Annotated in this window: 22 protein-coding genes; 4 read left to right on the top strand and 18 right to left on the bottom strand. The window is 37.8% G+C overall.

All coding sequences use genetic code 11. From position 1 onward, the window contains the following. The first annotated feature begins 198 nt into the window (after window positions 1-198). Together FLUTA_RS11125 and FLUTA_RS11120 are read left to right on the top strand one after the other, a co-directional pair. Window positions 199-2166, top strand: coding sequence for a tetratricopeptide repeat-containing sensor histidine kinase (locus FLUTA_RS11125; protein ID WP_013686976.1), 1968 nt, complete (start codon window positions 199-201; stop codon window positions 2164-2166). Further along, window positions 2167-2826, top strand: coding sequence for a response regulator transcription factor (locus FLUTA_RS11120; RefSeq protein WP_013686975.1), 660 nt, complete (start codon window positions 2167-2169; stop codon window positions 2824-2826). 90 nt (window positions 2827-2916) lie between these two features. On the opposite strand, the gene FLUTA_RS11115 is transcribed toward FLUTA_RS11120, so the two are convergent. The 16 genes from FLUTA_RS11115 to FLUTA_RS11035 form a co-directional block, all read right to left on the bottom strand. Beyond that, window positions 2917-6051 (bottom strand): Ig-like domain-containing domain, encoded by a 3135-nt coding sequence (locus FLUTA_RS11115; protein WP_013686974.1) that lies wholly within the window; start codon window positions 6049-6051, stop codon window positions 2917-2919. A gap of 157 nt (window positions 6052-6208) precedes the next feature. Beyond that, window positions 6209-7015, bottom strand: coding sequence for a cell division protein FtsQ/DivIB (locus tag FLUTA_RS11110; protein ID WP_013686973.1), 807 nt, complete (start codon window positions 7013-7015; stop codon window positions 6209-6211). A 1-nt stretch (window position 7016) separates the two neighbouring features. Then, window positions 7017-8396 (bottom strand): UDP-N-acetylmuramate--L-alanine ligase, encoded by a 1380-nt coding sequence (gene murC / locus FLUTA_RS11105; RefSeq protein WP_013686972.1) that lies wholly within the window; start codon window positions 8394-8396, stop codon window positions 7017-7019. A 27-nt stretch (window positions 8397-8423) separates the two neighbouring features. Continuing rightward, the gene (murG, locus tag FLUTA_RS11100; RefSeq protein ID WP_013686971.1) at window positions 8424-9527 is read right to left on the bottom strand and encodes an undecaprenyldiphospho-muramoylpentapeptide beta-N-acetylglucosaminyltransferase; all 1104 of its coding nucleotides are present in this window, start codon (window positions 9525-9527) and stop codon (window positions 8424-8426) included. Beyond that, the gene (locus tag FLUTA_RS11095) at window positions 9524-10699 is read right to left on the bottom strand and encodes an FtsW/RodA/SpoVE family cell cycle protein (RefSeq protein WP_013686970.1); all 1176 of its coding nucleotides are present in this window, start codon (window positions 10697-10699) and stop codon (window positions 9524-9526) included. Before FLUTA_RS11095 ends, murG begins: the two co-directional genes overlap by 4 nt. A 3-nt stretch (window positions 10700-10702) precedes the next feature. Then, window positions 10703-11170 (bottom strand): hypothetical protein, encoded by a 468-nt coding sequence (locus FLUTA_RS11090; RefSeq protein WP_013686969.1) that lies wholly within the window; start codon window positions 11168-11170, stop codon window positions 10703-10705. Between the two features lie 12 nt (window positions 11171-11182). Then, window positions 11183-12526, bottom strand: coding sequence for a UDP-N-acetylmuramoyl-L-alanine--D-glutamate ligase (murD, locus tag FLUTA_RS11085; RefSeq protein WP_013686968.1), 1344 nt, complete (start codon window positions 12524-12526; stop codon window positions 11183-11185). Then, a complete protein-coding gene (gene mraY, locus FLUTA_RS11080) occupies window positions 12526-13776 on the bottom strand; it encodes a phospho-N-acetylmuramoyl-pentapeptide-transferase (protein ID WP_013686967.1) in 1251 nt (416 codons plus the stop codon). Before mraY ends, murD begins: the two co-directional genes overlap by 1 nt. A gap of 147 nt (window positions 13777-13923) precedes the next feature. Beyond that, the gene (locus FLUTA_RS11075) at window positions 13924-15384 is read right to left on the bottom strand and encodes a UDP-N-acetylmuramoyl-L-alanyl-D-glutamate--2,6-diaminopimelate ligase (RefSeq protein ID WP_013686965.1); all 1461 of its coding nucleotides are present in this window, start codon (window positions 15382-15384) and stop codon (window positions 13924-13926) included. Then, a complete protein-coding gene (locus FLUTA_RS11070) occupies window positions 15381-17483 on the bottom strand; it encodes a penicillin-binding protein (protein ID WP_013686964.1) in 2103 nt (700 codons plus the stop codon). Before FLUTA_RS11070 ends, FLUTA_RS11075 begins: the two co-directional genes overlap by 4 nt. Beyond that, window positions 17476-17979: an FtsL-like putative cell division protein gene (locus FLUTA_RS11065; protein ID WP_013686963.1), complete on the bottom strand. Its 504-nt coding sequence runs from the start codon at window positions 17977-17979 to the stop codon at window positions 17476-17478. The genes FLUTA_RS11070 and FLUTA_RS11065 overlap by 8 nt, the downstream gene beginning before the upstream one ends. Then, window positions 17969-18895 carry a 16S rRNA (cytosine(1402)-N(4))-methyltransferase RsmH gene (gene rsmH, locus FLUTA_RS11060; RefSeq protein WP_013686962.1) on the bottom strand — a complete coding sequence of 309 codons (927 nt, stop codon included), beginning with the start codon at window positions 18893-18895 and terminating at the stop codon, window positions 17969-17971. The genes FLUTA_RS11065 and rsmH overlap by 11 nt, the downstream gene beginning before the upstream one ends. Further along, the gene (gene mraZ, locus FLUTA_RS11055; RefSeq protein WP_013686961.1) at window positions 18885-19346 is read right to left on the bottom strand and encodes a division/cell wall cluster transcriptional repressor MraZ; all 462 of its coding nucleotides are present in this window, start codon (window positions 19344-19346) and stop codon (window positions 18885-18887) included. Before mraZ ends, rsmH begins: the two co-directional genes overlap by 11 nt. A gap of 866 nt (window positions 19347-20212) precedes the next feature. Continuing rightward, on the bottom strand, window positions 20213-20896 hold the full coding sequence (locus FLUTA_RS11050; RefSeq protein ID WP_013686959.1) for an RluA family pseudouridine synthase: 684 nt from the start codon (window positions 20894-20896) through the stop codon (window positions 20213-20215). Between the two features lie 98 nt (window positions 20897-20994). Then, window positions 20995-21729, bottom strand: coding sequence for a hypothetical protein (locus FLUTA_RS11045; RefSeq protein WP_013686958.1), 735 nt, complete (start codon window positions 21727-21729; stop codon window positions 20995-20997). A 443-nt stretch (window positions 21730-22172) separates the two neighbouring features. After that, window positions 22173-22682, bottom strand: a complete 510-nt coding sequence (locus FLUTA_RS11035) for a hypothetical protein (RefSeq protein WP_013686957.1) — start codon at window positions 22680-22682, stop codon at window positions 22173-22175. Between the two features lie 127 nt (window positions 22683-22809). Between FLUTA_RS11035 and yihA the strand changes: the two genes are divergently transcribed. Then, window positions 22810-23424: a ribosome biogenesis GTP-binding protein YihA/YsxC gene (gene yihA / locus FLUTA_RS11030; protein WP_013686956.1), complete on the top strand. Its 615-nt coding sequence runs from the start codon at window positions 22810-22812 to the stop codon at window positions 23422-23424. A 16-nt stretch (window positions 23425-23440) separates the two neighbouring features. Here yihA and FLUTA_RS11025 read toward each other — a convergent pair whose 3' ends face one another. Next, on the bottom strand, window positions 23441-24454 hold the full coding sequence (locus tag FLUTA_RS11025) for an NAD-dependent epimerase/dehydratase family protein (RefSeq protein WP_013686955.1): 1014 nt from the start codon (window positions 24452-24454) through the stop codon (window positions 23441-23443). A 147-nt stretch (window positions 24455-24601) separates the two neighbouring features. Here FLUTA_RS11025 and FLUTA_RS11020 point away from each other — a divergent pair, with 147 nt between their 5' ends. Further along, window positions 24602-24916: a hypothetical protein gene (locus tag FLUTA_RS11020; protein WP_013686954.1), complete on the top strand. Its 315-nt coding sequence runs from the start codon at window positions 24602-24604 to the stop codon at window positions 24914-24916. Here FLUTA_RS11020 and FLUTA_RS11015 read toward each other — a convergent pair. Then, window positions 24913-25272 (bottom strand): MGMT family protein, encoded by a 360-nt coding sequence (locus FLUTA_RS11015; RefSeq protein WP_013686953.1) that lies wholly within the window; start codon window positions 25270-25272, stop codon window positions 24913-24915. The two genes, FLUTA_RS11020 and FLUTA_RS11015, sit on opposite strands and share 4 nt — an antisense overlap. Between the last annotated feature and the right edge of the window lie 117 nt (window positions 25273-25389).

Below are 25389 nucleotides of genomic sequence, written 5' to 3'. Positions count from 1 at the left end.
CGCCCCGTTCCCCGTGAATTTAGAATACTTATTAAACAAGTATTGTTAATAAAGGTTACTCCTTTTTTCATCTCAAAACAGAGCTGGACAGACTGAAAACAGTGCCTTTCAACTAGTTACTTAATCGTTAAATTGGTCTCGTTTTTTAAATTGAAAATTTATGTATCTTTAATTTTAGCATTCAAACTGTTTTTTACAATGTCAAAACGACTACCATTAGTCTTCTTTTTCTTACTAATCATTCAATCATTAGCTGCTCAAAAAGCTGATTTGAAAAAGTTGGAGGATCTTAAGATTAAAATCAAGCAAGCAACATACTACGATAGTTCAACCGTTTTTTCACTTGGCGAACAGTTTATCCAACTCGCAAAAAAGCTACACAAGGAAAATGAAATTGGCTACATCTATCAGTATTATGGGAGTTTCAATTATTATTCAAACAATCTGAAAGAAGCAAAAAGGTACTACGCTAAGAGTATATCAATTGGAAAAAAAACAAAAGATTACAAGTTAATTAACTCAACAAAAATTAGACTAAACTTCCTCACCTTAGACCACGATATTTTAAAAGCAGATAATGGCTTCAAAGAACTGTTGAAGGATGCTAAAAAAGGAAATTATATCGAAAACCAATTAGAAATATACAACGGTATAGGAATCATGTATGAAGCTCGTCTGATGTATGACAAGGCAACCGAAAGCTATTTAAAAGGATTGCGTATTTCAGAAAAACATCGTGAAAAGTTTGCAACTGGATACTTACTAAACAACCTTGCACTTCTAAAATTAAAAGCTAAAAAATACAATGAAGCTAAGAAAGATTTAGAACGAGCATTGATTCTTGCAACGGAAACCCAGGAATCTCGTCTGCGACTAAATGTTTTAAATAACTTAGGTCTAGTAACTCATCAAATTCAAGATTTTAAAGGATCCATTATTCATTACAAACAAACGGTAATTGAAGCTAAAAAAATTGGTTTCCCAGCTGGAATTGCAGCAGCATATGTCAATTTATCATCTTCTTATTTAGATAACAAGCAATTGAATGAAGCATCGAGAAATAGTGATTCTGCACTTGCAATTGTACAAACCTATCGAGATCCAATGTACCTGATTACTTCATTTATAATGAGAGGAATGGTTTCCGTTGAACAAAAAGATTTCCAAACAGCAGAAAGATGTATTGATTCAGTAGAGTTTTACATTCAATCATACAACGACCCCTACTTTCAAATGGAATTAATTGCTCTGCAATCAAAACTAGCCTCTGCGCAGGGAAATTTCAAGTTAGCTTATGAATTAGAACGTAATTACAGCTCCCTTTCAGATAGCATAAGAGAAGTGTCTAATGAAAATGAACAAACACGACTACAGACTATTTACGGAAAAGAACGGCTTGAAAATGAGCTTTCAGACTCTAAACAAAGAAACAAATTTCTTCAAACAAAAAGTGAATTAAAATCAGCCAACTATCGTTTTACTTTCTTGGTCATTTTTTCAATATTCTTAGTCATTTTGGGAGCTATTTATATCTACAACGTTCGCAAATCTCGCAAGATAAAGTCCCTTTTTTCGCAAAAATTGATCGAACAAATTGATGAAGAACGCTCTCGTATTTCGAAAGATTTACACGATGATATTGGACAGAGTTTAGCAGTTGTAAAATCAAAACTCAATCTTTTTAGTACTGGAAAAATTACTAAAATTGATGGTGTAGACCTGGAAATTGGAGATATTTTAGAGCAAACAAGGGTCCTCAGTCATCAGTTACATCCAGCTGCATTGGAAAAAATAGGTTTGGAAACTGCTTTAAATTCCCTGATTGAGAAAACACAATCTGGTACAGATATGTTGTGCACCTTTGAGTATGAATTAAACGGCACAAATTTTAGCATTGAAACGAGTTCTCAAATTTACCGCATCATTCAAGAATGCATTTCTAACACCATTAAACATGCACATGCTAGCGCATTGAAAGTAACACTTGAACGCAAAAATGGCGAACTAATCATCCAATATCGCGACAATGGAATTGGAATTTCAGATTCACAAGATAAAAATGGGCTGGGTCTTTTAACCATTCGAGAAAGAACCGCAATAATCGGCGGGCGGTTAGATTTAAAAACAGGAAATAACAAAGGAATCTCTTTGACAATAACGATTTAAATGAAAGTAATTCTAGCTGATGATCATCCCATATTTAGAAGCGGGCTTCAATTTCTTCTTCAATCTTCCTTTGAAGAAGTGGAAATACAGGCCTACGAAAATGGATCTGAAGTCATTGAAAACATTCCTCATTTCAATCCAGACATTGTTCTTCTAGATATTGATATGCCTGTAAAAAACGGCCTGGAGACTTGCAGTGAAATTCAACAAGAATTTCCAGATTTAGCAGTCATTATATTATCTATCCATAAAACTACAGATGTTATTAAACTCGCCTTTTACAATGGCGCAAAAGGTTATTTAATCAAAGACAATACTTCAGAAGAAATTGTAGAATGCATCAATTGGGTACTAGCTGGAAAAACTTACCTTCCATTGGTCCTAAGAGACCAACACAACAAACGCGAAATAGATCCTCGCATGGATTTAATTACAGATGAAATCAAATCATTAACACCTACTGAATTAAAGGTTTTAAAGTTAGTTAGCAAAAAATACTCCAGCAAAGATATTGCTAATATGCTTTTTGTATCGCCCAAATCAGTTGAAAACTATCGTTCACGTATTTGCAAAAAACTGAATCTAGATGCCAGAAATAATAGCTTAATTCTTTGGGTTATGGAAAATAAATTCCTTTTGGATTCAGACCAACTTCAATAAAACAGCAAAGAGACTACAGGTGCAGTCTCTTTGTTTCGGGGCATAGTTGTGTGTGCTTATGCTTTGTAGTAGTAGTAGTGGGTAGTTATTTTAATCTTGTAAAAACACTTTTTCCGAGGTTCCATCTTCATATATCAATATCACCAATCCTTTTTGATTGTCTGAGATTGTCTGACCTAATAGGTTTGTTCTACCAATAATTACTTTTGACTGAATACGGTTATCAATAGAGACCATTTTATCCGCAACTACTCTTTTACCATCATTCTCTTTTTGAATCAATCGGTAATAATTTATTTTATCTCTCGTAAACGAATAATCACTCACCGAATAATCATGCGTTAATTCGTTGGAATTGCCACTTGGATCTACATTTGTAACAAATTCCCAATTGATTCCATCTGGACTTCTTTCAAGGATGAAATAATCTAAATCAACCTCATTTTCAGTAATCCAAATCAACTTATTTTCGCGCTCTTTTTTCTCTCCTTTAAATTCCAACAAACCAACAGGAAGCGGATTGCAATCAATCACCGCAATTGAACTCGCCATTGGGCATCCATCACAGCGTGTTGCAGTCATGGTGTAATTTGTTGCAGCAGTTGGATTAGCGGTAGCATTAACAGTACTAGCTGTAAATCCAGCGGGTGAAGAAACCCAAGCATAACTATACGTCGTGTTATCTGTAAATACAACATCATCTATACATGCAGCACTATTATTCGGTGAGCCAGGCGAAAATAATGAAGGTTCACTTCTCCATTGGAAAACGATACGAACAGATTGTCCAGCGTAATTTGCTAGACTTAGAACCACATTTGAAAATGCATTTGATCCAGAATATGGACCTCCCAATAAAACATTCCCTCCAGTTGCGGTAATCGCTGTACCAGCTGTTGGCGTAATTGTAGTTGGCACTGCCCAAATGGTGAGTTCAGAAGTTCCTCCTAAACCATTGCATCTCCAATTGAAGCTCAAAGTAGGACTACAATAGCTAGTAATGGTATAATTCTTATAGGCAAAATTAATGCTCGATTGAGCCAGACCCAAGAAGTTAGTAGTTACGTAATTATTATTCCCTGTAGCTGTTCCAACATAAATTGATTTTGTACCATTTGCTGCGGCTCCCGTTCCATAATACCACCTGTTAACTGTTCCATTTACAAATGTAAATGAATTAGCACTTTCAAAATTTTCAGTTTGAGTAATGTAAGTTTCAGCTGGTGCAGTTGAAGTTAAATTTACAGGAACTCCTGGACATGCTGATGCTGGACTTACATTTGTAGTCAAAGTACCCAAAGGATGAACTGGAACAGTTACGCTTGCACTACCCGTACAACCAACCGTCGTGCTTACTGCTGTATAAGTTGTTGTTGCACTTGGTGAAACTGTTAATGGTGTATTTGCCGTTCCAACAGGTGTCCCAGCCTGATTCCATGTATAAGCAGTCATACTTCCTGGCAATGTTAAGGTAACGGATGAACCTTGACAAACAAAAGGCGGCGCAGTTATCCCAAATGTTCCTGAACCAATGGTAATTTTAATAAAATCTTTTCCTGTACAACCTTGGGCATTTGTCACATTTACTTGATAATATATCGTTCCTGTAGGACTAGCAGTATATGACGAACCCGTTGCTCCACCAATGTTTGCCCAACCTGTTGGAGTTCCAAAGAAACCACCATTCGTTGTAGATTGCCATTGGTATGTTCCACCTCCACTTGCATTTAAGGTTACAGGAAATCCAGAACAAATCGTTTGATCTGGACCTAAATTAACAACTGGCGAAGCAGAAACAGTAACGTTTACCTGATCCGTTGAAGAACAATTACCTGAAATAGCTGTTAATGTATAAGTCGTACTTGAACTTGGTGAAACAGAAACAGAAGCACCCGTTTGCCCCGTACTCCAAATGTAACTCGTCCCTCCTGAACCGGTTAATGTAACAGAACCATAACTTGGAATCCCGAAGAAACCGATAGTAGAACAAGCAACTCTATCTGGTCCCGCATTAGCAGTTGGTGTAACCAATGTATTAATTGGATAAACCTGATTAAGTGGATTTCCGCAGAGATCATTCATATCATTGACTGTCATCGAATAATTTCCTGGAGGCATTGAAGGTGAAACTCCAAGTACAACACTATTGGTTTTTCCATTGACGCAATTTGTTGTAATAATTGTAACGGTATAGCCAGGAATCGCAAAATCGGATGCTTGTAACGTATTACAGTCGATATATTCTGAAAAATTTACTGTAAACGATGTCGATGCCGCACAATTCGAACTATATGCACTGCTAATCGTTGGGGGAGTATTATCCACAATATTTACGGTAGATGCAATATTATGAAATCCTAAAGTAAATCCAGCATTGGTTCCACCATAGTAATTGATACACAAAGCATAAACCTTTGTCGTTTGCACAGCCACCAATGAATTATTCGTGGTTCCTGACGCATCTTGTGAATTACTGGAACCAGATGAATTCAATCCTGTTGCTCCCTGTGTTGCAGAATAATTGCAGGAGAGCTGTGTTTTATTTGCACAACCAGCAGTAATATCCCACAACACAAAGTCATAATCAGTTGATCCTGTTGGATTAATCATGAAATCAAGATTCCCATTCGTTTGAGGGGAAAAAGAATACCACACAGAACCACCATTTCCTGTCCCTGAATAACAACTTCCGTTATCATCATTTACATTTCCTGTATTTTCATATTGGTTAGCAGAAGTATTTACCGTAAGATTACTACATAAAGGAATCGCTCCAATACAATCGCTTTCAGGCAAAGTAGCTTTTTCCATGACATCTTGCACCGGAATTGGTTGAACTAACCCAGAAAATCCAGGCGCTGTACCGACAGATGATTTGGGGTCATATACGATTGTAAATGATTTCCCAAAAAAATCCATTGGTTTATAAGTACCATTGTAAAGTCCGATTAATTGAATCGTGTCTTGACCTTTGTAGATTCGCAACTCGCTCCCACTGGGAATATCAATCGCTGTAAAAAAAGCGTGAATATAACCAGTAGGAGCTTTAATAGTTGCTCGCAAATATTCATTTGGCATCTCTCCATTTTCACCTCCTTGATCAAAGAAGCGTCCACTACCAAGTTGAACAATTTGCTGATGATGTAACGTAATATCTTGTTGCGATACAGAACTAAAATACACAACAGTAATAAAAAAAAGTAGTAGTAGATTATTACGTTTCATCTATGCTCTTAATAAATCCTTAATTTCATTTTAATAAGGCAAATCTAGATGGACAATCCAATATAATAAAGAGGGCTAGCCCCTCAAAAAAATGTTACTAAACTTTAGTTGCATTGAATTACAACAAAATAATAAACTAAATGTTAATATAACAACACTAGAGCGTGTCGTTCATATAAGTACATACCACTTGGTTGCGGTATTTCAGATTGATTGTCTTGTATTTATTCCAACCAACGAATGGTAATCCATTGTTGTAAAAGACCACCAACTTTTTCAATTTCTCATTTACATCCTTTTCAGTAGATGCAGGTCCTAAAACAATCCGTTGAGCTCCAACTCGAGGAATTAAAATAAAATCGCCCCATTTATCTCTATGGACTTGACTAATTTGTGCTGATAAAAATGGACTTTCATGAATAACTTTTGAAATGCGGAAAATCTCGTCCAAACTTCGTTCATTTTTGAGTTTTGGATTCGCCTCAATATCACTAACTAATAAAGTGTCTATTTTATCCTTAATGTTTCCGCTAAAAACTAAAATGCGAGCAGTGAAATTGGTCGACGGAGCCATTGTTGCTCCTTTTGAATCAACATAAAAACTTTCCCCAAATTGGTTAAAAACGCGCGCGTATGGCTGCCTGATTTTTAAACGAATCCCCCAATTTCCTCCCAACTGCTTAAAAACATTCACCTCTTCCACCTCGTGCATTTTCCGAATATGAACTTCAATATCTGTAGTTTTTAAGTTTTTCATAAGTTGATTTGGATAAAGCAGATTCAATCTCTCCAAACGAGCTAAGAGCTCCATTTCTGTCAAAAATGCATTCTCATCTACTACTGAAATAGAGATTGTTGGCTTCAAAGCAATTGCCTCATCCTGACTTTTACGTGCAAGATAAAGTATGGAGATGATTCCAACAGCAAATAATGCCCAAGCTGCTATTTTCAGTTTATCCTTCAAATTACTTATTCTCTAATATTTTACCTACTTCAGGTACTATTCGATCTATGTCTCCTGCTCCAATTGTTAAAACCACACCTTCATCAACGGAACTCATGAATTCCAGTACTTCTTTCGGTGTTTTTAAACTGGCTTTTTTTCCAATTTTCCGCACCAACTCATCGCTCGTTACTCCTTCAATCGGTTCTTCTCTTGCAGGATAAATAGGCATAATAATCGCCTGATCTAACTTTGATAACTCCACTACAAATCCATCTTCAAAATCACGTGTTCTTGAAAAAAGATGCGGTTGAAAAACACCAATTATTTTTTTATCCGGATAAAGCAAACGAATGGATGAAACCAATGCTGCAATCTCTGTTGGATGGTGCGCATAATCGTCTATGTAAATCAATTTTTCGGTGCGCAAATGATATTCGAATCTTCGTTTAACTCCTTTGAAATTTTTTAATCCTGATCGAATCTCTTCTTCGGAAAGTCCCAATTCTCTGCACATCATTGCAACTGCCAAGGCATTTTCCGCATTATGAATCCCTGGTAAACCAAGTGAAACACTTTCCCACAACTCGTCTTGAAACTGAATATCTAGTATGAATTTTCCATCTTCGTAATGCAAATTACTTCCATTCACTTGTGCACTCGGAGTATTGATTCCATAACTAATCCCTCTAAAACCGGTTTGTTTCAAAGGCAGATTATATTTATAAATGAGTAACTGATTGTCCGAATGCTTATTTGCATATTCTTGAAAGCCTTCTTGGAACAATTCTTCCGTGCCGTAAATATCTAGATGATCAGGATCCATTGCCGTAATAATACTCGCATAGGGTTTCAATCTTAAAAACGAACGATCAAATTCATCTGCTTCTATGACCGAATAATCTGCAGAAGCATCCACTAAAACATTCGAATTAAAATTGGAAGAAATTCCTCCCAAAAATGCAGAACATTTCAAGTGCGATTGACTCAAAACATAAGCTAGCATTGTTGAAGTAGTTGTCTTACCATGAGTTCCCGCAACTCCAAGTCCTTTGCTTGTTTGGGTAATCAAACCCAAAACCTCACTTCTCTTTAATACTTTATGCCTTTTCTCCACGTAAACGAGCTCTCCCATATTCTTGGGAATAGCTGGTGTGTAAACCGCTAATGTAGATTCAATAGTTCGATATTCAGAAGGAATGTTTTCTCCCAAATCGTCAAAATGAACAGGGATTCCTTCTTTTTGTAACTCATCTGTCAAAGGTGAAGGCGTTTTATCGTAACCAGCAACATCAAACCCTTTCGCTTTGAAATAGCGTGCCAAGGCAGACATCCCGATTCCGCCGATGCCTATGAAGTAAAAACGTTTTATATTGTCTAATTCCATTTTTATTGCTCCCATTTTGTATGGACGCGAGGCATCGCATCCCTACGCCAATTGTTCAATCACATCCACAATATCTTTTGTTGCATTGGGTTTTGCCATTCTTTTAATTGCAATACGTAACCCATGCCCCTTATCTTCATTATTTAAAATCCCAATAGCTTCTGAAATCAATTGTTCTTTTGCTACATCATCTTTAATCAAAATAGCTGCCTGACCATTCACTAAAGCCATGGCATTTTTGGTTTGGTGATCTTCAGAAACATTTGGGGAAGGAACCAAAATAATAGGTTTTCCTACAATGCACAATTCAGAAATAGATAATGCTCCGGCACGTGAAACAATCACATCTGCAACCGCATAAGCGGCATCCATTCTGGCAATAAAATCAGTCAAATAAATTGCAGCTTTTTTCCGAATCTCTACTTCTTTTTTCATGGCTTCGAAATAATACTTCCCGCATTGCCACAAAATTTGGGTGTTTGCATCAGCCAATTGATCCAATCCATAAATCACTCCTTCATTCAAAGTACGAGCACCTAAACTTCCGCCCATTACCAAAATGGTTTTCTTTGTAGGATCCAATACTGGAAATTCCGCAAAGGCTTCTTCTCTGCTTAAATTTGTTTGATTCAACTCTTCCCGAACAGGATTCCCCGTTAAACGAATCGTTTCTGGTGGAAAAACAGTATCCAAACCTTCATAAGCGGTACAAACTGCTTTCACTTTCTTAGACAATAAGCGGTTGGTTTTTCCTGGATATGAATTTTGTTCTTGAATCAGGGTGGGAATTCCTAAACGTTGCGCCATTTTCAATGTGGGTCCGCTAGCATATCCCCCAACTCCAATAACCACTTGCGGTTTAAAATCTTTCAAGATATTCTTTGCCAATGAAAGACTCTTGAGTAATTTGAAAGGAAGCGCTAAATTCTTCAAGGTCAATTTTCGTTGGAGACCAACAATAGGCAAACCAACAATTTTATAGCCCGCAGCTGGAACTTTTTCCATTTCCATTTTCCCTTCAGCACCAACAAATAGGATTTCTACTTGAGGAAAACGCTTTTTAATCTCATTCGCAATGGCCAAAGCAGGAAAGATATGTCCGCCTGTTCCGCCACCCGATATCACTATTTTTTTTAATTCTTTCATGCAAAAGCAGGTTCAGATTCTACAGAAACTTTTTCTTCTTGTTTTTGCGCAACACCTTGCACAATTCCAATTGCAACACACGCCATAATCATGGCAGATCCACCCATAGCTAAAAAGGGCATATTTTGTCCGGTTACAGGAAATATCCCTGTACAAACCATCATATTTACAGCTGCCTGAGAGAGCAATAAAATCCCAATCCCCAGACAAACATAAGTCTCAAAGAGATGCTCAGCTCGAAGTGCAATTCGCATAATGCGATAGAGCATAATGAGGTAAAGTAACACTAAAATAATTGCCGAAAACGAACCGAATTCCTCCACGAAAGAAGCAAAGAAAAAATCTGCATACGCCTCAGGAATAAATTCCTTTACTTTTCCTTTTCCAATTCCTTGACCAAGAAATCCTCCAGAATAAATAGCTTGTTCGGCACTCTTTGCCTGCAAATTTCCTGGCGCATCAATATCATCCGCATTTTCATACCGATTCGTAAAACGATTGACCCACGTTTCGTAACGAGGAAGAATATTCAAATCAGGTAATGCTTTGTGTAAACCGATGGCCATCACAAACAATAATATCCCTGCAAAAATGACCGAAAAAAGTTTGGAAAAAGGTACTCTTCCGAGGAAAAGCAACATAAAGCAAATCATGAACAGGATGGCAGCCGTTGAAAAGTTATCCTTAACAATCAACCCACAAATAATAACTATCGGTGCCATCACTGGTAAAAAGCCTTTTTTCCAATCATTCATTTCATCTTTCTTCTTAACGAGCATTCTGGACACATAAATCAACAAAGCCAATTTTGCAAAATCGGACGATTGAAAGGTCAATCCAACGAATGGAATTTTTACCCAGCGACCTGCTTCATTCACTTTAGTTCCGAAAAACAAAGTGAAAATCAACAAGGCAATTGAGCCGTAATAAATGATCTTCGACATCTTGGAAATGTACATCGGATCACGTTTATGAACCCAATACATCGCCAAGACAGCTAGAAGTATATAAATAAAATGTTTGAACAAATATTTGAATGGTGTTCCTCCCTCAATCTTGACTAAAATCGGAACGAAACTGTAAACAGAAACCAACGAAAACCCAAGCAAGATGAGTGTAACCACCCAAATCACCAAATCTCCTTTAAAGTGCTTTCTTAGAAACTGTACCATTTTTTATTGATGTAGCTTGACAAAATTTTCAAAGAGTTCCATCTTCGTTTTCCATTCATTTCCTTGAACGGTAAACAATAAAATATGTCTTGTTTGTTTTGTTGTTTTCAAAAATTCCAACGCATCTTCCAATGATTCAGTTCCAGTAACCAAATTCATTTCAGAGATAATATCAGAAGGAATTGAAAGTTGCGGATTATCAAACTGAGCACACCATTTTACCGAACGCAATGTTCCAGGATCCACTTGTGCCATTTCTTGAATATTCATTTCATTTGACAACCAAAAAACAGGAAATGGAAATGTAGAAATCGTCGCAGACAACTCCTCAACTTCTGGCTTGTACCACGTAAACACATCCATACCCCACAATTTACCCAATGGTCTGAGGGACATTCTTTCAGCTGCATCCAAAGACTCTCGTCGTGCTTGAAGCAATTGCGTTTGCTGATCTACCTTTTTAATTTCCATGACTCGTTGGTTTTAAAGTGAACGAACCGCCTCTTTAAATTGATTTCCTCTGTCTTCGTAATTTTCGAATAAGTCAAAGCTCGCACACGCTGGAGACAACAAAACTGTTTCGTCTTTCTTTGCCAAACGGTAACCATAAGCAACAGCTTCCATTGCTGAACCTGCCTCTACGATTGTTTCCACATGGCCAGAGAACGTATCGATGATTTTTTGATTGTCTTTTCCAAGGCAAATAATTGCTTTCACCTTTTCTTTCACCAATTCCACCAATTCGGAATAGTCATTTCCTTTATCAACACCACCAACAATCCAAATCGTTGGTTGCTCCATGCTTTCCAAAGCAAACCAAGTTGAATTGATATTTGTTGCTTTAGAATCGTTGATGAATTCGATACCACATACTTTGGCAACAAATTCCAAACGGTGTTCTACATTCACGAAGTCAGACAGACTTTCGCGTACAATATCCTTGCGAATATCAAGAATTCTTCCTGCAAGCCCTGAAGCTAAGGAATTTTGGGTATTGTGCTTACCCTTCAAAGCTAGTTCATGTATAGACATAGTGAATTGATTGTTAAAGTTTATGATGAGTTGTTTGTTTGCTGTATAAGCTCCTTGTTCAAATTCTTGCGTCAATGAAAAAGGAAGTTTTTGTGCTGAAATGGAGCGTTTCTCCAATTCAGCAAGTATTGTTTTATCGTCTGCGTTGTAAATGAAATAATCCCCCGCAGTTTGATTATTCAGAATCCGAAATTTCGAATTCACATATAATTGCATGTTGTATTCGTAGCGATCCAAGTGATCTGGAGTAATATTCGTCAGGATGGCAATTTCCGCTTTGAAATCTTCCATATCATCCAATTGGAAAGAACTCAATTCCAACACGTAAATCTCATTATCCTCTAACGCCACTTGCTTTGCGAAACTGTAACCGACATTTCCAGCCAATCCAACTTTTAACCCCGCTTTTTTCAGCATGTGGTGAATCAACATAGTTGTCGTTGTTTTCCCGTTGCTTCCAGTGATGCACACTTTTTTAGCAGTAGTGAAATATCCTGCGAATTCGATTTCTGAAATCACCTTGATTCCCTTTTCACGAATTGCTTTCATTACTGGCGCTTTCTGCGGAATTCCTGGCGATTTAATCACCAAGTCAGCTTCTAAGATGCGATCCATTGAATGCGTTCTTTGCTCCCAATCCAATTGATGCTCATTCAATTCCCCTTGAAAAGAATCCTTGATACTTCCAAAATCTGAAACGAACACATTCGCCCCTTTCACTTTTGCAAGAATCGCAGCACCGACACCGCTTTCGCCAGCGCCCAAAACAACCACTATTTTGTTTTGAATATTCATTAACGCAGTTTCAGAGTTACAATGGATACTACAGCTAGAAGAATCGCTACAATCCAGAAGCGGGAAACAATTTTCGCTTCATGCAATCCTTTTTTCTGGTAATGGTGATGCAAAGGAGCCATTCTAAAAATACGTCGGCCTTCACCAAATCGTTTTTTCGTGTATTTGAAATAACCCACCTGCATAATCACGGACAAGTTCTCAACCAGGAAGATTCCACATAGTACCGGAATCAATAATTCCTTACGAATGGAAATAGCGAATACCGCGATGATTCCTCCCAAAGCCAAACTCCCTGTATCCCCCATAAAAACCTGAGCGGGATAACTGTTGTACCACAAGAATCCGATACAAGCGCCAACAAATGCCGCAATAAATATTACGAGCTCTTCTGCATACGGAACATACATCACATTCAAGTAATCCGCGAAATGCACATTGGAAGTCACATAAGCCAAAACAGCTAAAGCAATTCCAGCAATGGCACTCGTTCCAGTGGCCAAACCATCCAATCCGTCGGTCATATTTGCCCCATTCGAAACAGCAATTACCACAATGATTACAAATGGAATAAACAATACCCATCCGTACGATTTATCGATATCACCAATCAACCAGTTGTAATTGAACTCATTGTTCTTTACAAAAGGAATTGTCGTTGTCATATCGCGCGTTACAATCCATTTGGAAGGAATTGTATCCACCACATCTTTCGAATGTTGGTGTGTTACGAAGGATTCACCGGCTTGCAAATGATAGTTTGCTGCTACTTTTTTATGAACTTGAACATCTGGGTGGAAATACAAAATGGAACCAACGATAATTCCCACTCCAATTTGACCAACTACCTTGAACTTTCCTTTTAATCCTTCTTTGTTCTTTTTGAAAACCTTGATGTAATCGTCCAATAAGCCAATTGCCCCCAACCAAACTGTTGCCACCAACATGGTGAACACATATACATTGTGCAGTTTTGCAAACAAAAGGGTCGGAATTAATATCGCTGAAAGAATGATAATTCCTCCCATAGTTGGCGTTCCTGATTTCTCAATTTGACCAGCCAAACCTAAATCCCGAACCGTTTCACCAATTTGCTGACGACGCAACAAGTTGATCAAACGTTTTCCGAAAATAATAGATACGATTAACGAAGTAATCAATGCCATTGCAGCTCTGAATGAGATGTACTGGAAAAGTCCCGCTCCCGGGAAATCCATTTGTGCTAAATAATTAAAGAGGTATGTTAACATAGCTTTTTAGTATTTGGTTTGTGCTCGCTCCGCTCGCTTTTTGCCACGAATTCACGAATTTTTGCTCGCTTAACAGGCTCGCTGAATCCAATGCATACTCGCTTTGCTCGTATGGGTTTGTATTCTTAATCGCTACCTGTCTGCTCATTATTTTTTCAGTTTAGTGAAGTAATTTTTTACAACATCGAAATCATCGAAAGGGTGTTTCACCCCATTGATATCCTGGTATTTTTCATGTCCTTTTCCTGCAATCAGGATAATATCTTTTGGTTGCGCCAAGGAAACTGCGGTTTTAATCGCTTGGTCTCTATCTAAAATGGTCAAAACCTTCATACTTTGATGCGCTCCAACTCCAGCTTCCATTTGTTTTAAAATCTCAGCTGGGTCTTCTGTTCGTGGATTATCGGATGTCAAAATCACCTTATTGCTCAACTCACAAGCTATGCGAGCCATTTCCGGTCTTTTCAACGCATCACGATCTCCGCCACAACCCACAACTGTAATAACCTGTTCGTTTCTTGTGCGAATATTTTCTATCGTTTTCAATACATTCTCCAAAGCATCTGGCGTGTGTGCATAATCCACAACTGCGGTAATATCTGTTTCACTTTTTGTGAACTGAAAACGTCCGTCCACAGCTTCCAACTTGCTTAAAACTGTCAATACCTCTGTGGAATCGGAACCCAGCAATTGACTGATTCCGTAAACTGTTGCGATGTTATATGCATTGAAGTCACCAATTAATCGTGTCCACAATTCAATTCCGTTAATTGTCAAAAGCAAACCGCTGAAGCTATTCTCCAAAACCTTCGCTTTGAAATCTGCATGTGTCTTCAATCCGAATGTGGAAACTTTGGCTTTGGTATTCTGAACCATCACCATTCCATTCTTGTCATCTGCATTTACCAATGCAAAAGCATCTTTCTTCAACTCATCAAAGAAGGTTTTTTTCGCAGCGATGTATTCCTTAAATGTTCCGTGGTAATCCAAATGATCGTGCGTAATATTTGTAAACGCTCCACCTTTGAAAACCAATCCCGCAATTCGATGTTGAGAGATCGCATGTGAACTCACCTCCATAAAACAATGCGAACAACCTTGATCAACCATATCTGCTAAAAGCGCATTCAATGCAATTTGATCTGGAGTTGTATGTGTAGATGGAATCACTTCTTTTCCAATCAGATTTACAACCGTGGAAAGCAATCCCACTTTATATCCCAATTCCGTATACAAATCATGTAAAAGCGTAGTAGTTGTGGTTTTTCCATTTGTCCCAGTAACACCCACTAATTCCAATGAACGAGAAGGATAATCGTAAAACGCATGTGCTAATTCTCCTAAAGCCAAAGCCGAATTTGGAACCACCAAAACAGTTACATGTTCAGGAACTTCAATAACTCTTTCAGCAACAATTACTCTACATCCTTTCTCAATTACCTGAGAAATGAAATCGTGTGCATCGACTTGTGTTCCCTTAACCGCAATGAAAAGCGTTCCTGCAAGAGCCTTGCGAGAATCTGAAACAAGCGCAGAAACCACCACATCAGTTGGACCAATCCACTGCGTAATTTCCGTTGCTTTTGCTAATTCATTTACCGTTTTCATTCTAATACTAATTCTATTAAACCTCCTGGAACAATTGGTGATCCCGCAGAGATTGTTTGTTTAACTACTTTTCCGCTTCCGCGCACATACACATGCATTTTCAAATGCTCAATCAACCAAACAGCATCTTTTGCAGTAAGTCCAATGACATTTGGAACTGTTGTTGATGAAATTTTTCGAGGTACAATTGAAATGTTTGAACCAGATGTTCGCACTCTCGACCATTCGCTATACGCATCTAATTGATACGGTAAATGCAGACCTTTCAAAACAGTCAACAAATCAGAGATATTCCCATCCTTGATTGAAGGCGCATCTTTGATTCGATTCTTTTCTTCATTGATTGCTTTGTGGTAATTCAATGAATTGGAGTACACTTTATTCGCAATCGCCGAGAAAACAGTTCCTGAAACAGTTGCTCCGTAAATATCTTTGGATGGAGCAGCTACAACAACAATACATGAGTAAAGCGGCTCATCTGCAGGAAAATATCCTACGAAAGATGCTTGATAGGTTTTATTTCCATCTTCTCCGTAACGTCCATCTGCATTTTGCACAACAGCCGTTCCCGTTTTCCCCGCAATATCGAAAAGCGAAGATTTCAATGCACTTCCTGTCCCTCTTTTCACAACGCCTTTCAAGCACTCCTGCATCAAACGAAGTGTTTTATCCGAACAAATTTTCGGACGAAGAACCACTGGTTTATACGATTTAACAATGCGTTGACCTCGACGAATGTGTTCCACGAACTGTGGACGAACCAAAGTTCCGTTATTCGCAACTGCATTGTAAAATGCCAAGGTTTGAAGTGGAGTTTGTTGAATTTCATATCCTATCGACATGATAGGAAGCGAAACCCCCGACCATTGCTTCGTTCCTGGCGAATACAACGTTGGTTTAGATTCACCTTGCAGATCAATCCCTAAGGAGTCTCCAATTCCGAAAGTACGCAGACGATCGATAAACAATTGAGGTTCTTTACGGTACGCATTGTTGATTACACGAGCAATCACATTGGAAGACAATTCAAAAGCTCTCCGAATAGTAATTCTACCATAACCGTAAGGATTGGAATCATCCAATTCTAGATCATAGAATTGATACTTACCAACCGCATTGACCGTATCGTCCAAACTAATCTTTTTATCTTCCAGCGCAGCCATTAGCGATGCCAACTTAAAAGTTGAACCAGGTACCTCTTTCGTTCCAATGGCATGATTGTACAACTCGTAATATTCACCATCAGAAGCTAATTGCAAGTTCGATATCGCACGAACAAAGCCCGTTTTCACATCCATCACAATCACACAACCGCTTTTCGCATTCTGGTTTTTCAACTGGCGATACAATTCCGTGTGTGCCACCTCTTGAATATCCATATCGATGGAAGTGATTAGATCCGCACCTTCTATTGGCTCGCGAATCATTTTACCCGTTTTCTTCCAACCAGAAGAAATTCGCTGTTCGATTTCTTTTCCAGGCTCTCCCGCCAATACTTCATTGAAAGCACCTTCGATTCCTACACGTAACTCTTTCGAATTCTCATTGTGCTGGTAATACCCCAAGGTTCTTTTTAAAATTTCACCATGAGGGCGTTTCCGCAAAATCGTTTCATCGGTATCAATCAACCCTCCTTTATTTCTTCCCAAATTGAAAATTGGCAATTCAGCCAATCGATGCTTTTGTTCATTTGTAGCTTTTAGTTTGATGGTAATATACCTTCTTCCTCTTGCTCGTCCTTTTCGAATGTAATTTTCAAAATCACGCGCTGAAGTTTCTGGAAACAACTTACTCAAACCGATGCTTAAAGCACCTATTTCTTTATCGAAAATTTCTTGATCCACAACAGTAGGATCCATGTGTATGTCAAAGAACGACACTGACGTAATCAGTGGTGTATAATTTCTATCCAATACTTCTCCACGTCTTGGGTAGCGCTCTACCGATCGTGTTGGAATCTTTTCTTCCGTTGCAGCAAACAAAGAAGTACTTCCTTCCGTTTGAATCATGATTGTTTTTACAATCACCACTATCAAGGCGATAAAAAAACCTATGTAAACCAGGTAAGCCCGCCACATCAAGTCTTTTTTATCACTCATCTCCACCACGTTTTAATCGTATCACCTTTGCAGGATTTACCGTTTCTTTCAACCCTCTTTTCTCCAATGCCTGCACCAAACGGTAACGCGAAGTCGATTCTTCTAAACGCGCTTTATTCTCAATATATTCAGCAGTTTGAGCATCTACATTCGTCTGTAAATCAGAAATGTCTTTTTGCAACTGCTTTCCATAATATCCTTTTGCAACCATCAACAACAAAAGCAACAAAATGAAGAAAATGAATGTCAAATTATTCAAGACAAAGTCTCTCGTCAAGATATCTCCGTTGAGTACCTGAATGATTATATTTGGTCGTTTCGCTTTAGAAGCAGCAGCCGTTTTCGGCTTAGCTCCCGAATTTGCCTGAGCCTTCTTTTCTTTTCGCTCCTTCTTTTCGGTTGGAGGGATTTCCGTTGAATACTTCTCACGGGTTGATTTCCCTCGCACAGCATCCATCGGATTCGCACCCTCACGTTCTCTGTACTCATTTTCCATCTTCAACTCGTTTAGCAATCCTCAACTTGGCACTACGCGCTCGTGTATTTCGCTGAATCTCCTCTTCACTTGGAAGAATCGGTTTTCTATTTATTTCCTCAAAAGGCTTCAGCACTTTCCCGAAAAAATCCTTCTCAATAGAACCATCTAAACTTCCGCGCTTCATCAAGTTCTTCACCAAGCGATCCTCCAAAGAATGGTAAGACATCACCACCAAACGTCCATCTGGCTTTAAGGAATCTGCCGTTTGAAGTAAGAACTTCTCCAAGACATCCATCTCCTGGTTCACCTCAATACGAAGCGCCTGAAATACTTGAGCAAAGAATTTATGATCTTTAAATTTCGGAGCAACAGGCATCAAAGCCTCCATCAACTCACCCGTAGTCTTGATTTTTGATTTGTTACGCGCTTTTACTAACTCAACAGCCGTTTTAAACGGATGATCCAATTCACCGTATTTTCTGAAAATTGCAGCCAATTGCTCTTCGTCATACGTCTGAACAATTTTAGCCGCCGTAAAATCTCCTGCTTGATTCATACGCATATCCAACACCTCATTGGAACGAATGGAAAACCCTCGTTTTGCATCATCAAACTGATGGGATGAAACACCCAAATCAGCCAAAATTCCATCAACAGCAGGAATTCCCATCACCCGAAGGTGATTTCTTAGAAACGCAAAATTGGCAGCTACGAAATGAAAATTAGGAGCTTCCCAAGCGTTTGCGCGAGCATCTGGATCCTGATCAAAAACAATCAGCTTGCCTTTTGGAGAAAGTTTTTCGAAAATTGCGCGAGAATGACCACCACCACCAAAGGTAACATCAACATAGATTCCATCTGGATTAATTACCAATCCATCCAGACATTCCTGCAACATGACAGGCACATGGTATGTAGCGTCGTTATTCGTCATCGTTCCCTAAATCACCCATTACTTGATCTGCTAAATCAGCAAAATCAGCCATGCTTCCATCAATCAGTTGGAAGTACTTAGACTTGTCCCAGATCTCAATTCGGTCGTTGTATGCGATAAGCATCACATCTTTATCCAAACCCACACGCTCCATGTGCATCACCGGAATCAAAACGCGACCAGCATTATCTAGCGCAATTTGCTTTGCTCCTTGATGGAACAAACGGTAAAACATACGATTCTGAGGCTTAAACAAATTCAACTTTGACAATTTCACTGACAATTTCTCCCATTCGTTCATCGGATAGAGCGTCAAACATTCTTCAAAGCCTTTATTCAACATGAATTGTTCCTGAGCATCCGGAGAAAGTTGTTTGCGCAAACCAGCAGGAAAAAGGAATCTTCCTTTTCCGTCCAGCTTCACCTCAAATTCTCCGACAAGTCCAGCCATAGCTATTAATAATGGGTAAAATTAGGGGAAATAACCCACTTTTTACCACTCAATTACACTTTGTTGATAACTTCTAACGTTAAACAACCTCACAAGGTTACAACAATTAATTCAAAAGGTTTGATTTTATTGATTTTTTAAGCTTTTAAAATGTAGTGGTAAAAAGTGGTAAAGAATTTTAGATTGTGGAAAAATAAGTCGCAATGACCTGTTTATGTCAGGTATACAAAAGGGACTATTGATCAGGAAATTGATGAGCAATCTGAAATTTATACAATAACCGTCCATACCAAAGAAAAAATCAAAATTATAGGTGAACACCCCTGTATTAAATTTAAAAACATGAATATCAGATAGTTAAATACAAAAACCTTCATGAAACCTCTTTCAAATTGCGGAAAACCACATTTGCATTTTCAGTATTTATACTGATGCATAACTGATATGAATCATTTACCTTTGTTGTATCACTATTCACAAATAGAGTCAGATTTGAAAACTGATTTAGGCAAACCGTTTGAAATAATAACAGGTACATTGTCTATACGGGTATTAGATGACTTAACAAGATTGAGTAAAGCTGGGTAATTGACCAATTATCCAGCCTATTCAACCGATAGGAAAGTATTATAAAATAGGAAGTAGCTTGCTATTCAAACAGCGCAAAATAGCAAGTCTTTAAAATACTCTTACGCAAGAGTTAGTTAGGTTAAGTTGTAGTAGAAAGCCCCGACATGTATCGTTGGGGCTTTTCCATTATATAAATCTGAGCTTAATTATTATTCTTGCTTTTTCACGAAAAGCAGATAAAAAAAGAAATTCAGCTAACCAAAATTTGGTTGTATAAAACGAGAGTGATTCTGAATTTAGGGTATTAGAAAGCGATTCCAAAAATCAGGAAACGGCTCTTGAAGCCACACTAACTCTCCTGTAAATGGCTGTTTAAATTTCAGACTTTGGGCATGTAAAAACAACTCGTGAATCCCAAGCACCTCTTGAAAATAGTGATTATGGTGGCGGTTTCCGTATTTGGGATCATTGATGATCGGATGCGCGATTTTATTTGCATGAATACGCAATTGGTGCATCCTTCCTGTAATTGGTGTCAACTCAACCAAACTATAGCGCTGTTTTTCATACGGAGGAATAACATACGCTCTTTCAAAATGCTCCAAACAAGTATATTTGGTCAGCGCATCTTTGTAATTTCCACGGTCATTTTTAACTGGCGAATCAATACTTCCTTCAGCTTCCAAATGACCGCGCAAGAGAGCTAAATACTTCTTTTCAATCTCACCATTTTCGAATAGCTTTTGAAAATCAGCTACCCATTCCGCTTTCTTTGCAAAGAGAATCAATCCAGAAGTTTTTCGATCTAAGCGATGAACAGGGCACGCTTCTAAGCAACCTTGCTCTCGGATCAAATCCGTCAATGAAGTTTCTTCAATATTTCGCGCATAGTAAGAATGATGCACAATGAGGTTACTTGGCTTAGAAACCACCAAACAATATTCATCTTCGTAAATTAACTTCACTGATTCCTGACTCACTCAATTTCTATTTAAAGAACAAAAGTAGTTTGGATAGAATTAGAAACAAAAAAACGCAGGATAAAGTCTCCCGCGTTTTTAATTCAGGTAGAGGTAATTTATTCGATCGTTACTGTTAATTGATTCACTCGCTCTTTACCGAAATAATAAGTTTTCCCATTAATTGTTGTTTGCATCAATTTATAAGGTACAATGCTTACAATTGACGTTCCTGAACTTAGCCCATTTAATTCAGCAGGTGAGAAAGTACATGAGTTCGCACTTCCTGAAACCGTTTTAGAAACATTTCCAACCATAAACAAGGTCGAATCTGCCCCAGAAACTGTTGCACAGGACAATGTATATCCGTTTGCTTTATTTACTGTTGCTGAACTTGTCACAGCTGATCCAGTAGGAAATACCAAGGAGCTTGCATCATAAGTAAAGGCTGCATGTCCACTTCCTCCAGTTACTGACCAATCTGTAGAAGAGGAAAAATCCAACCCCATCGGTGAAGTCTGACTTGGCGTAAATGTATACGCATTGTTTGTAGCTGCGGTTAAATCTTGTGAATTAACAGAAACTGTTCCCACATTTACCAAATCAGTGTTCCCATTCATGAATATTCCAACAGCAGTACCAATCTCTATGGTGATTCCTTGAATTGTACTCGATGATTTAATTGCCCACATAACTCCATCTGCATCTGTAGGTGTCGGAGTAGTACTCCCTGCAGGAGTATTTACTGGTGTTGGAGTTTCCACAACTGGTTCAGGTGTCTCTTTTTTACAAGAAACTACAAGCAAGCCCATTCCGAGTAGAATGGTAAAAATTGATTTTTTTGAATTTTTCATACGTTATTGATTTTGATTGAGACAAAACTACTGCTGCTTCAAGAACTAGTCAATACTTCAATTGCCTTATTTTGAGGGCTTCAGTAAATCCAAAACATTCTCTTACCCTCACGAAAAGAATCAATCCAAAGGTTGTATAATTCAACTGGTGAACAGGACAAACTTCAACGAAACCTTGCTCTGGAATCAAATCGGTCAATGAAGTTTCTTCGATATTTCTGACATAATCAGAATAATGCACTTGGTTTAGAAACTATCAAACAAAAGTCATCTTCATATACGAACCCCACCTGATTCACCTTAAAGAACAAATGTATGCGTTCACCAATAATAAAAAAGCACGAAATGAATTTCGTGCTTTCTTTCTTTAATTAAGGGATTATTATGTCTAATTGTTTTTTTCGGGTTATATCAAACATGTCTTAACACAAACAATCAACTACCTAATGCTTGTTAATCGATGTGAAAGTTCCTGTAACGGTGGTAATTGTGCCTCCAGTAACTGGCGCAGAAAAATTTCCCGAAATACTATTTCCAGAAACAGCTGTAATTTCAAGTGTTTGCCCACTTGTACCAGTATAAGAATCTGAATTTTTCAAAAAGGTAAACCCATAAGCTGAATCCAATGTTTTAATACCTACCGAATTATTGTCTGCTCCCTGCCAGTTAATCTCAAAGAAATTAGCCATACCACCTTTGTAAGCTCGGATTCCTGTTCCCCATGCTCCAGTAGTCCAAAATGCGCTATCTGCAACCATTTCAGAACCTCCGTTTTCCTTCCAGGTAAAACCAGTCTGAGCAACGGGTGGATAAGTACATGATCCATTATCTTTCTTTGCATCCTCGTTGTAATTACTTGCAGAAGAATCCGTACAACCTTCTTTTTTACAAGAAACTACAAGCAAGCCCATTCCGAGTAGAATGGTAAAAAAGGATTTTTTTGAGTTTTTCATAAGTTATTGATTTTGATTGAGGCAAAGCTAATGCTGCTTCCAGAAGTAGTCAATACTTCAATTGCCTTATTTTGAGGACATCAGTAAGCCAAAATATTCTCTTACCTTTGTGGTAAATAATGAAGTAATGATTATCAAGGAAGCCAAATTTATCATCAGTAATACGGACATCAAACTTTGTCCAACAGACGGAAAGCCAGAATATGCATTTATCGGTCGTTCAAACGTTGGTAAATCTTCCTTGATCAACATGTTGGTAGAGAAGAAAGACATGGCAAAAACTTCTGGGAGACCTGGAAAAACGCAATTAATCAACCATTTTTTGATTAATAACGAATGGTATTTAGTTGATTTACCTGGGTATGGTTATGCCAAAGCATCTAAATCAAGCAGAAATCAATGGGAGAAGTTTATTTCTCAATTTCTAACAAGAAGAGAAACCTTGATCAACACATTTGTATTAATTGACTCCCGTTTGGAACCTCAAAAAATTGATATTGAATTCATGTCTTGGTGTGCTGAAGAACAATTGCCATTTTCCATTGTTTTCACTAAAATTGATAAGCTTTCAAGTTCTGCATTACAGAAAAACTTAGCAGCCTATAAAAAAGAAATGTTGAAATATTGGGAAGCTCTTCCGCCTGTTTTCACCACTTCCAGCGAATCACATTTTGGACGTGAGAAAATATTAAATTACATTGACCAAATTAATCTTGACTGGCACGAAAGTAAGAACGGATAAGTGACAAATTTTGAATTTATTCCATTCTTCCTTTAATGGTAACATCGATGGTGTCTTCTAATTTTGTGAATTCGAAATCTGGAAAATCCTTTAGCAATTTTTCATTCGAGAATTTGGAGTCGCTGTGTGAACTTCTAGCGCTTTCTTTGGTAATAGTAGGTCTTGTACCTTGAATTCTTCCAAGAATACCCGATAATCGCCACGCAAGGGTTGTTAAGAAAGGTCCTGCCAATTTAGAAGGAGCTTTCACCTGTAGTTGCTTGCATATTTGATCAAATAATTGCTTGAACGATAAATTCGACCCAGTAACTAAATAACGGTGACCCGTTTTCTCGGTTTCAATGAGTTTCAAAATGAGTTTTGTGACATCCCGAACATCCACAAAAGAATTTGATCCTTTGGTATAATAACTCAATCCCTTATTCAATGTTCTAAAAATCTGCAAAGAACTTTCCTCCCAAGAACCAGGACCAAACATCACACTTGGATTTACGACAGAAACAGGCAATCCTTCTTCACTTGCTCGCCACACTTCTTTTTCAGCACTAAATTTAGACAATGAATAGCCACTCACCTCATCGTTTGGATTCCATAAATTGGATTCGCGTTTCAACCCATCTTTATATTGAGAATCACTTCCAATAGCAGCAGTTGAAGAAACATGAACAAATTGATTGACATTCGAATCCAGGGCAAAGTTCACCATGTTTGCAGTTCCCCTTCTATTGACTTTAAACAAAGAATTAAAATCTCTTCGATGAAAAGATACAAGAGCAGCACAATGAACGACTTTGGAGACTCCGATTAAAGAATTTTGAACATCTACCAAATCCAAAACATTTCCTTGAAACCACTTTAGTTTTTGGAGCAATGTTTCTTTTTCGGATGGGTAATAAAATTCTATTAAACGGAAAACGACTTCTTTTCTAATAGGATCACGATACATTGCTCTTACCTCATATCCTTTATGAAGTAATTCAACCACTACATGTGATCCGAGAAGTCCCGTAGATCCAGTTACTAAAATCATGTTTACAAATGTAATCAGTAATCTTGAGCAAGAATACGAATGCTTAGAATAATCAATTGACTATTTAATCGGAATCAATGAATATTTAACGCATTTAAAAAAACAACCAGTTTTTCTAATCAAATGCTTTGTTTGTACCTTTGAATTATGAAATGGACAAATCTTCTACAAGTCATTTCAATTCTTGCGTTAATGAGTTCATGTCAATCAGAATATGAGCGCCAGATTGAATGTGCGAAAAAATTAGTTAAAAAAGAGCGCGTTTTAATCGATCGCATGAGTGAAATTGAAACAGTTTCGCATAGCTATACCACTTTGGCATCAATTAAAGATGAACTGTCCATTCGAGCCCATCTTTCAGGAAATGAAGAGTTATTCAATAAACAGATTGCAAATTACAGAAGCGATTGTGAACTTAAAACTAAAAAGGAACAGAAACACTTGATTTCTAAATTCCCTTAATCAATTTGTAATTCAATCATTGGATCCCAAAAAACAATCTTCCAATTTACAATCTGATCATTCAAGACTTCAATCCCATCCAATCGGAGCAATTCTTCCATTTTGGTTGGTGTTTCAAAGTGCATTTTCCCAGTCAGTAAACCATTTCGATTTACTACTCTTTGAGCAGGAACATGCTCCAAACTATGTGCTGCATTCATGGCCCAACCAACCATCCGACTTCCACTTTTCGCACCCAAATAGTTAGCAATCGCACCATAAGACGTTGCTCTTCCTTTCGGAATGAGTTCTACAACTTGATATACACGATCAAAAAAATCGGCATTTGCCTCAGAAAGTTTAATTGGTTTTACCATCCTTTAAAAGTAGAAAATTGTTCAAAGAGTTGAAACAAAAAAATTGAACGATCAAATAATTATTTTTCATAAAGCTGTAACCTATCATTTAGAGAGTAGTTATTAATACAAATCCAA

The sequence above is a fragment of the Fluviicola taffensis DSM 16823 genome (assembly GCF_000194605.1).
Classification (GTDB): domain Bacteria; phylum Bacteroidota; class Bacteroidia; order Flavobacteriales_D; family Crocinitomicaceae; genus Fluviicola; species Fluviicola taffensis.
The sequence above is the reverse complement of the archived record's forward strand: the minus strand, read 5'-3'. Positions and strand labels throughout refer to the sequence as shown.